The sequence below is a fragment of the Butyrivibrio sp. LC3010 genome, assembly GCF_000424385.1.
In the GTDB taxonomy this organism is placed as follows: domain Bacteria; phylum Bacillota; class Clostridia; order Lachnospirales; family Lachnospiraceae; genus Butyrivibrio.
Map to the genome: position 1 here is coordinate 48054 of NZ_AUJU01000027.1, position 8822 is coordinate 56875.

8 protein-coding genes and 1 pseudogene are annotated in these 8822 nt (G+C 40.4%); 8 read left to right on the forward strand and 1 reads right to left on the reverse strand.

Translation table 11 applies throughout. The features are described 5' to 3' along the window. Positions 1-122 precede the first annotated feature (122 nt). The 8 genes and pseudogenes from G622_RS0116250 (at position 123) to G622_RS23305 (ending at position 6478) form a co-directional block, all read left to right on the forward strand. Positions 123-980 carry an aldo/keto reductase gene (locus G622_RS0116250; protein ID WP_026511581.1) on the forward strand — a complete coding sequence of 286 codons (858 nt, stop codon included), beginning with the start codon at positions 123-125 and terminating at the stop codon, positions 978-980. 47 nt (positions 981-1027) lie between these two features. After that, positions 1028-1654, forward strand: a complete 627-nt coding sequence (locus G622_RS26610) for a DUF4405 domain-containing protein (protein ID WP_049945911.1) — start codon at positions 1028-1030, stop codon at positions 1652-1654. 24 nt (positions 1655-1678) lie between these two features. After that, entirely contained in the window at positions 1679-2125 is a 447-nt protein-coding gene (locus tag G622_RS0116260) for a flavodoxin family protein (protein WP_026511582.1), read from the forward strand. A gap of 701 nt (positions 2126-2826) precedes the next feature. Further along, the gene (locus G622_RS0116265; protein WP_026511583.1) at positions 2827-4161 is read left to right on the forward strand and encodes a hypothetical protein; all 1335 of its coding nucleotides are present in this window, start codon (positions 2827-2829) and stop codon (positions 4159-4161) included. Between the two features lie 102 nt (positions 4162-4263). Then, positions 4264-4584 (forward strand): annotated as a pseudogene (locus G622_RS23300) (PDDEXK nuclease domain-containing protein); the annotation flags it as partial. A gap of 15 nt (positions 4585-4599) precedes the next feature. After that, positions 4600-5163: a hypothetical protein gene (locus G622_RS0116275; RefSeq protein ID WP_026511585.1), complete on the forward strand. Its 564-nt coding sequence runs from the start codon at positions 4600-4602 to the stop codon at positions 5161-5163. Positions 5164-5187: 24 nt separating this feature from the next. Further along, positions 5188-5739, forward strand: coding sequence for a GNAT family N-acetyltransferase (locus G622_RS0116280; protein WP_044913552.1), 552 nt, complete (start codon positions 5188-5190; stop codon positions 5737-5739). Positions 5740-5818: 79 nt separating this feature from the next. Then, the gene (locus tag G622_RS23305; RefSeq protein ID WP_049945912.1) at positions 5819-6478 is read left to right on the forward strand and encodes a flavin reductase family protein; all 660 of its coding nucleotides are present in this window, start codon (positions 5819-5821) and stop codon (positions 6476-6478) included. Between the two features lie 370 nt (positions 6479-6848). On the opposite strand, the gene G622_RS0116290 is transcribed toward G622_RS23305, so the two are convergent. Then, positions 6849-8627, reverse strand: a complete 1779-nt coding sequence (locus G622_RS0116290) for a sensor domain-containing diguanylate cyclase (RefSeq protein WP_026511587.1) — start codon at positions 8625-8627, stop codon at positions 6849-6851. Positions 8628-8822: the final 195 nt, after the last annotated feature.

Genomic DNA, 8822 nt, shown 5'->3' on the forward strand with positions numbered 1-8822 from the left:
TTTTAAGTATAGCACAATACCCAATTGGCATTGTACATATAAAAAAGCTGCTGATAAGATGGGATTGTAGGAACAAAAAATATTTGACTCGTTGATCTTTATATTAACAGGAGGTATACAAAATGGAATACGTAACACTTAATACAGGAGCAAGAATGCCACTTGAAGGCTTTGGAGTTTTTCAGATTCCTGATGCAGCAGAATGTGAGAGAGTAGTTTACGATGCCATAAAGACAGGCTACAGACTTCTTGATACTGCAGCATCATATATGAACGAAGAGGCTGTCGGACGAGGAGTTAAAAAAGCTATTGAAGATGGCCTTGTGACAAGAGATCAACTTTTTATCACAACCAAAGTATGGGTCAGCGATATGAAGACTGAAGAGACTGCATATGAAGCAGTAAAGACTTCCCTTAAGAAGCTTGATATGGGTTATGCAGACCTTATTCTTCTTCACCAGCCTATGGGAGATTACTTTGCAGCATACAGAGGAATCACAAGAGCATATAAAGAAGGCCTTACAAAGGCTATCGGTGTTGCCAACTTCTACCCTGCTATTCTGGCTAACTTCTGTGAAACCGTGGAAGTGATCCCTGCAGTTAATCAGGTTGAGCTTCATCCTTTCTTTGCACAGGAGGGCGCCCTTGAGAACATGAAAGCCTATGGAGTAGTGCCTCAGGCATGGGGACCTCTTGCGGAGGGAAAACATGGTATTTTCACAGATCCTGACCTTACAGCAATTGGAAATAAGTACGGAAAGAGTGCTGCACAAGTAGTCCTTAAGTGGAATGCTCAGAGAGGCGTATCTATTATTCCAAAGTCCACACATGTAGAGCGTATGGAACAAAATATTGATATATGGGATTTTGATCTTACAGATGAAGAGATGAAAACAGTAGCTTACAAAGACCTTGGACACAGCGAGATTGTAAATCATGATGATCCTGGTTTTGTAAAGTTTGTACTCAACCTGCACTAAGAGTATTACGGCACTTGTTAATTGAATTAGGGAATGATTTATTGTAAATGAAAACAAATACGATTGTGAAAGTTTTAGTTGATATCGGGATGACCATAATATTGATGCTGCTTATGGCTTATGAGCTTGTGGGAAGACAGGCTCATGAGTGGCTTGGCATGGGAATGATGGCTCTTTTCATCCTGCATCATGTGCTCAACAGGAAGTGGTCTAAAAGCATATTTAAAGGAAAATACGCATTGTTCAGATTATTTCAGACCATAGTTGTATTAATAATACTTATAACTATGCTGGGCTCCATGATAAGTGGAATCATGCTTTCGGAGTATGTATTTGCCTTTGTAAAACCAGGCAGCGGATATGAGATATTCCGAAATATCCACATGTTGAGCGCCTATTGGGGATTTGTATTTATGTCCATTCATATCGGAACAAATGTGGGTGTGATGACAGATCCTATCTGGTGGGGCATTGCAGCCTGGCCTGTAAATGAGTTCATTACATCTAATGATTTTTCGGATAAAACAGTAATTCCTTTCTGTACTTCATCAAGTTCAGGACTTGGACAAAGCGGTGAATTATTAGAAGAGATGGCCGGAAGGCATGAGATTCCGCTCAGGAGTATCCGAAGAAGATGTGACAAACTGGGTAAAAGGTCTGGAATTCTAATATAACAGCAAAATGATGGAGGATATAAAATGAGCATTTTATTTATCAATGGAAGCCCAAATAAAAACGGAAATACAGCAGAATTGGCGAGGGAACTTCTTGACGGCAAGGAATATGAGACATTGAACCTGATCGATTATAAAATTTATGCATATGGACAGGAATATTCTGATGATCAGTTCGATGATATTGTCGAAGCTATCAAAAAGGTGGACACTGTAGTTATGGGTTCACCATTCTATTGGCATAATATATGTGGCTTGATGAGAAATTTTCTTGACCGCTGCTATGGACCAATCGGACAAGGTGAGTTTAAAGGAAAGAAGCTGTATTTTATAATGCAGGGGGCTGCTCCGGAGAAATGGCAGTTGGAAGCCTGTGATTTTACAATGTCACGTTTTGCTGGACTATATGGTTTTGAGTATAAGGGGATGATTACGGATTCTAAAGAAGCTAAGAACATTAGAATGGAATAGGTTTTGAAACTGATGAAAGAGCGTTAAGGCACAGGGCGTATAAACTATATGGTTTATGCGTCTTTTTCTTTTACTCAAAAGTACAACGTCATCGTACTTTTATCTTCATAAGTCCAATTTTTGGTAAGACAAATAAGTGGTAGTAGATACTTTATCATTTCTCAGAATATCTCAGAATCAAAAATGTGCCTGACTTTTTGACTACTTTTCATGTCCATGATTTTCCTAGATATTCGTAGTTATTACACAAACTGTGATATTATAGTTCTGTCACCGTGATATGTGAACACTTTTCTAATCCCGCAACGGTGCGCATTACAGGAAATAACCCAGAATTTCAAGGAGCAAAGATAAATGATAAGAATTCTATTCGTCTGCCACGGCAGGACTCTGGCTGGCTGCGAATAACGCGGATATAGTGGTCTGAAACGCGGCAGGCAAGCATATTTCTATATATGGTTCGTATACGTTTCAGAGTACTAAAAACAGAAAAGAAAGAATAGTGTATGCTTAATTTGTAGCCTTCTGCATACCTTATAACGATTATCACACTTTCTAACGAATATACCGTTAAAGAGTATATTCATATCCGAAGACCAGTTATGGCCTGGGCTCCATTGTAAGATTGTCGTGTTGATGTCCAAGATGAGGTGACGTGGCGGTCTCAAATTAAAGAATAAATAATAATGTTGGGGGATAAAATGATAGATATATTTGAAAAAATATTATTGGGAGCGGTTGGACTTTTTGTTTTTCAGGAGTTTGCTTCATATATTTTAAATAAAATATTTCAAAAAGCGGAGAAAAAAATTCCAAGTATTTTTGGATTTGTAAAGAATAATTATATTAATAATTTTTACAAAGTAAAAAATTCTGAGGATTATAAAAAATTTGAGTATGAATATTTAAGAGAATATTATGGGGATTATTTTTTTTCTGACACAGTAACTGGAGGGAAAATACCTGTTTTTTCTGTATCATACAAAAATATTACGAAGGCGGATTCGTCAATTAGAGATTATGATATTTTAGGAAATAAAGAAAACGTAGATTTTGATTTTTCTCCTGAAAACCATCAGAAGTATAAAAGGAATAAGTATTATAGGGAATACCATTTTCTTGTCGGTTCTAAGATAAAAGCTCCCGATCGTCCGGGATATATGCTAGATGAATTGATATGTGATAAAGATGGGAAAATGGAACAGTTTAAAGGATACGTAGGTACATATGCTGAAAATGTGTATTCAAATCATGTGTTAGAGTATGAATTGTTTAAACTCTACAGAAAAAGAAAGAAAGGCTACAGATACTTGATAAAAAAATCAAGAATTCGTAATGCAATGCATAAATCTGTTTGTGGTAAAGATGAGGTTCAAGAATATTTTGATTCTATGAGAAAGTCATTATGTAGAGGGGAAGGTCGGGATTCTCTGTTGAGTGTTCAAATGCTAGTACTAATTAAAAATGATGATAATTATGATATTAAAATAATACAGAGATCTAAAGAAGTAGCGGTGGCACCGGAACGATTTCAGTTAGTTCCGTCTGGCGGTTTTGAAATACTAAATGATTCCGTCTCAGGTTATTCAAAATACGAGGTTGAAGATAATTATTCAGCGGGCTGCGCGGTGTTTCGTGAATATTTGGAGGAAATATTTGGAATAGAGGAATTTGAAGGAAGAGGAGTTGGGTCAGTAAATGAGGCGTTAATGAAGGATTTTCGAATACAAAAAATCAACCAACTTATTAAGGAAGGAAAAGCAGATTTTAGTTTTCTTGGTAGTGTTATTGATTTGGCAGGCCTCAGACATGAATTATCATTCGTGTTAGTAATATATGATGATGAGTATAATAATCAAAACCAGTTTATGGGAAATGAAGAATGCAAGAATAGGAATTTTATTTCAGGTGTCACATTAAAAAATTTTGAGAAACGTGATGATATTTGGGAAAACCTCCACGGACCTAGCGCAGCTATGTGGATGCTTTTTAAAAATAGTGAAATTTACAAAAAATTAGTAGAAGATATTGATTAAGATTTAGTTCTGGACAATGCAGATGTTTTCAGATTAGGTGTATGCTAGTTATTTTTATACGTGTTAAATATAAAGTCAATATTATTCCGAATTCAGAATAATATTGATATGCTTTTCTACAATATTACCCTGCACTGTTATGTTGTGATAGAGGTTAAAATCAGAGCCTTTGAGCCCGGAGATATGGGACAGATAGGAACGTATGTTGCTGCTGTCGATGGTATTCTCAGGAAGGATGGGGATGCTCCTACGGTGGGGTTACTTGTATGTAAAAACAAGGATAATGTGCTGGCACAGTATGCGGTGAACAGTTCCAATGCCCCAGTAGGTATATCAGAGTATGAATTATCGGATCTTATGCCGGAGAATTTCAAGGGGACTTTACCGTCTATTGAAGAAATAGAACGTGAATTAAAAGAATAAACGTGAGGATTAGATATGTATTATCATGCTTCCCGGGTTGAAGGAATTAAGCAATTAGAGCCGAGGGTATCGGATCATCATATTCCGCTGGTTTATTTCTCAACTAAAAGAGAAAATACGCTTGTTTATCTCAGCAATGCTATAGAGAAGTACTGCAGGGAAACAGGCTTTGTCTATGATGGAATATGGAAAAAATGGGGACCGTACGGTTTTACAAAAGATGGGATACAGCTACTACAGGAGTATTATCCTGACGCGCTTGAAAAGACATATAAGGGTGTTTCGGGATATATCTACAGCGTAGAAAGTATTACAGATTCCGGATTTGAGATCAGGATACCGGATGCTGCATCGAGCAACGAACCTGTAAAAGTAACAGGTTCGGAGTTTATTCTGGATGCATATGAAGCAATTCTCGAGGCAGAAGAAAAAGGGCTTATAGCAATTATGAGATACGATGAAATGTCTGAGAAAATGAGAGAATGGAACAGAAGAACAATCCTACAAGAATATGAAGAAGCTGTAGACCATCCAGAATATCGTCATTTTCTGAAGGAAAATTTTACGTACATTCAATAAGTATGGAGAAGGAAGTATGATCTTATGCCGGATTATTCAGAGGTCGTGATAGAGACAAGCAATTTGATCATGAAAAAGGCTGTATTTGGTGACTGGGAGCAGCTGTACCGAAATATAACAAGCCGACCGGAGTCTGCCATATATATGCTATGGAAGATCGATGATTCTGAGGAAGAATCAAAGGACAGGATGCTTCGGACTCTTGATTTTCAAAGTAAAGAAAAGTATGCGCTTACCGTATATCTGAAAACGGAAAGCGGATTAGAGGCCATTGGATGGGCATCCATGCGTGAGGTCAATACTGGTGTATATGAGGATATGGGAATCGCCATTGGACCGGACTTTGTCGGAAAAGGATATGGAAAACAGATTCTAAATGCATTGTGCGATGAGGCAAGAAATCAAGGTGCGAAGGAGTTTCACTGTAGTTGCCGTGAAAAAAATCTGGCTTCAAGAGGATTGCAGGATGCATGCGGGTTTAAGTTTGACTACAGGTCTGAGGAGAAAACAGACCCCAGAACGGGAGAAATATACGTGGTGGTGAACGCTAAAAAAGATCTTCAGTATGTAGTTTGATCATCTCGAATAGTCGAAGGTTGTCGATAAGACTGAAGTTAATTCTTATGTTGGCTTTTGTAAGGAGGGAAGGAAAAAGATGAAATACCAATACAAAGAAATGCCTGAATCTATGAGTGGGACATACGGAGAATTTGCAAAAAACTTCGGATTTGATTGGAAAGAATTTATAATGGGAATACCGACACCGATGTTTCTTGTCACAACCTATAAATCTAATGGACAACCAAATGCTACGATGCAGTCATGGGCAGGGTTTACGAGTGCGAATCATGGAGACGGGTATTACGTGATTCTATGCAGCGTGAATAAGAGAGGACATCTTTACCAAAGCTTAAATGAAAAGAAGGTAGCAGTGCTAAATTTCATGTCATCTGATTTATACGAAGCCTGCATGAAGACAATACAGAACAATCAGTTCGAGGCGGATGAGATAACTTCGTCAGGGCTTACTGCGGAGAAAGCTTCATGGGTAGAAGCGCCGATGGTCGCTGAATGTTTCATGAACCTTGAGTGTAGGTATTTGTGGGAGAAAGAAATTGTACCGGGTGATGATCATGTTATGATCTGCCTTGAAGTCGTAGGCGGGCATATAGAGAAGGATTATATGGAGGATATGTTTGGAGATAAAGGGGTTCTTTACAATGTCCATTATCCGATAAATCCGGAAGACGTGAAAGAAAAAGGTTGCGATTATGTGGCTGCACTTAGGAAAGCAAATCAATCCTACGAATATTGATGAGATATGAAATATATGCGCAAAACTACGATTGAAAAAACTTCTGAAGTGTAAAGGATACGAAAAATGATAAAGGTACTTTTCATCTGCCACGGCAGGGTACTAACTTGATGGCTGAAACGCCGTTTTTCATGCGGTTTTTTGAACTAAAGGTGATGAGTTTACAACAGATTTACAACATATAACATTTAGACAGATTTAATGAGAAAAGAGCTTGACCATATGACAGCATGCCAAAGAGGAATGCTGTTCAGATTGTAGACAAAGTTGAAATATTATAATGATGGCGACAAGTTATGCTGTGCAATTCACACACCTCACTTCTCGCCTTTCCCGGGCAAGCGCTGCCCAGTATGAATAGTGGCTTCATCTATGCCTTGACCACTCGGTTTCTTCCACCTTCCTTGGCGCTGTAGAGGGCCTTGTCCACGTTCGTGAAAATGTCCCTGACATAGGTGCTTCCGGGCGAAGTAATAACGCCGATGCTTATTGTGATATGACCAACCTCAGGGAATACATGATCCTCAGTCCGCTTTCGGATAAGCTCAGCTGCCTCCATTGCCTTGTCACTGTCCATGTGTGGAAATACGACGAAGAATTCCTCGCCGCCCCATCGCCCTGCTGTTGCCCCCTGATGCTCGCCAGAAAGCTCTTTTAAAAGAGCAGCCATTTCCTTAAGAACGGCATCACCTGCCTGGTGGCTGTAGTTGTCATTGACGGCCTTGAAATAATCGATGTCTATCATAAGAAGACTCACAGGGAAGCCCTCCGAGGATGAATCAGACAGAACGCTCTTGATAAACTCCTCAGTCTTCCCCCGGCTACAGAGACCTGTAAGTGCATCTGTCTCTGCCATGACTCTTAGTTTCTCATTGAGGAGGCGAAGATTCTTCTGCGCATCAGCAAGCTCTTCCATTGCAGTGTAGACCAGGCTCGTCAGCCTCTTAAGCTGCGCTGCGGGGCCTTTGAGCACGGAGTCATCTGCTATGGCCTGCGGGAACTCTTCTGCCGGAGCCTCACCCTCACGCATGGCTATGGAGAGCTGTGTGACATTGTGCTCTACAATCTCTCCGTTCTTCATATTGCGCATGATCTCTCCCCAGGTATAAAAACCTGCGGTTGTGCATAGCTTTTCAAAGGGCACAAGTTCAAGATCCCTGTAGTTGTCCCAGAATGTCTTTCTGACTATGCAGGAATAGATGAGGACTGCCTGCGGCTTAAACTGCCTTATCGCCTCAAGCCTTTCGTTGACCTTGTTTACTATGGTCAAAGGGTTGCCGTAGGAGAGCTGGATCTCCATCCCTTCCGTCACGTGGCCGTGGAGATTTAATGATCCGTCCTCCTCGATATGTATGGCGCTTCGAAGCCACTCATCGCCCTTGTACTCTGCAAGAAGCGGGAAAGTATACCCTTCTTGGGCATTGTTCTGAAGCCTTCTGTCTATATGAAGGAATCTCTCGTAGATCTCTGAAGCCGGCCTTCCACTGAGTTCTATGAGCCTGTGCCCATCTGCTTTGGTTACAGTAAACGGCACACCAAGAGCCTCCCACCCTATCACCTTATCCATGTCGACATGAAGGCCTCTGCCTGCAAATACAGTGACAAAGACAGAATCGTCTTTGATGCCTTCCGCATCAAAGACATAGTGGACGGCAGCATTCATGGCATGTCCGCCGGAATAGCCTCCAAAAATCAGTATATCCTTGTTGCACTCACTTATCTCATCAAAAAGAGCCTTGGTCTCAAGCTCCGTTCCCGGAAGGATAAATTCAGCCGCCTTGATATCGGGAATACTATCGAGATACTCCCGTATCTTCCTTCCCGTTTCGCCCTCATTCCCCTTCACGTTATCAAAACGAACAGCCTCTGCTTTTGTGCTCTCAAAAAACAGAGCCCCGATAAGGACCCCTTTTTTGACCACATGCCCTTTCATGATCTCACCTGCAGACATGGTTCCCACGATGCCCGCCTCCGGAATGAGATCACGAAGCGCTTTGGCAATTTCTTCAGTCCACTGCGCCTCCTCCAGCCCACTGTAAATGTGGATCAGGATGTGGCTGTACTTCCCGGTATCTCTTTCTTTTAATATGTCCTCAAGCTGGTGCTCAAGATCATTATTTTCCCTTAACTCAACAAGTAATTGTTTCAATTGCATCACCCTCACAAATAATCAGTTTCTGCTATACCTGTCGAAATTCATCCCTGCCGAAGCAGCACAACAAAAATCCGATATTATTATAGCATGATTTCATACCCATGTATTACACTGCACAAGAATTAAAGTTACCATTCACGTTTTATAATGCTTTTGTCTCGGAGCGCAGCGGCCTTCGCCCGCGCCCAC

Excerpts from the sequence above, each read along its gene's own strand:
- G622_RS0116250 (WP_026511581.1), top strand. The coding sequence starts at position 123 with ATGGAATACGTAACACTTAATACAGGAGCAAGAATGCCACTTGAAGGC.
- G622_RS23305 (WP_049945912.1), top strand. The coding sequence starts at position 5,819 with ATGAAATACCAATACAAAGAAATGCCTGAATCTATGAGTGGGACATAC.
- G622_RS0116260 (WP_026511582.1), top strand. The coding sequence starts at position 1,679 with ATGAGCATTTTATTTATCAATGGAAGCCCAAATAAAAACGGAAATACA.
- G622_RS26610 (WP_049945911.1), top strand. The coding sequence starts at position 1,028 with ATGAAAACAAATACGATTGTGAAAGTTTTAGTTGATATCGGGATGACC.
- G622_RS0116280 (WP_044913552.1), top strand. The coding sequence starts at position 5,188 with ATGCCGGATTATTCAGAGGTCGTGATAGAGACAAGCAATTTGATCATG.
- G622_RS0116265 (WP_026511583.1), top strand. The coding sequence starts at position 2,827 with ATGATAGATATATTTGAAAAAATATTATTGGGAGCGGTTGGACTTTTT.
- G622_RS0116275 (WP_026511585.1), top strand. The coding sequence starts at position 4,600 with ATGTATTATCATGCTTCCCGGGTTGAAGGAATTAAGCAATTAGAGCCG.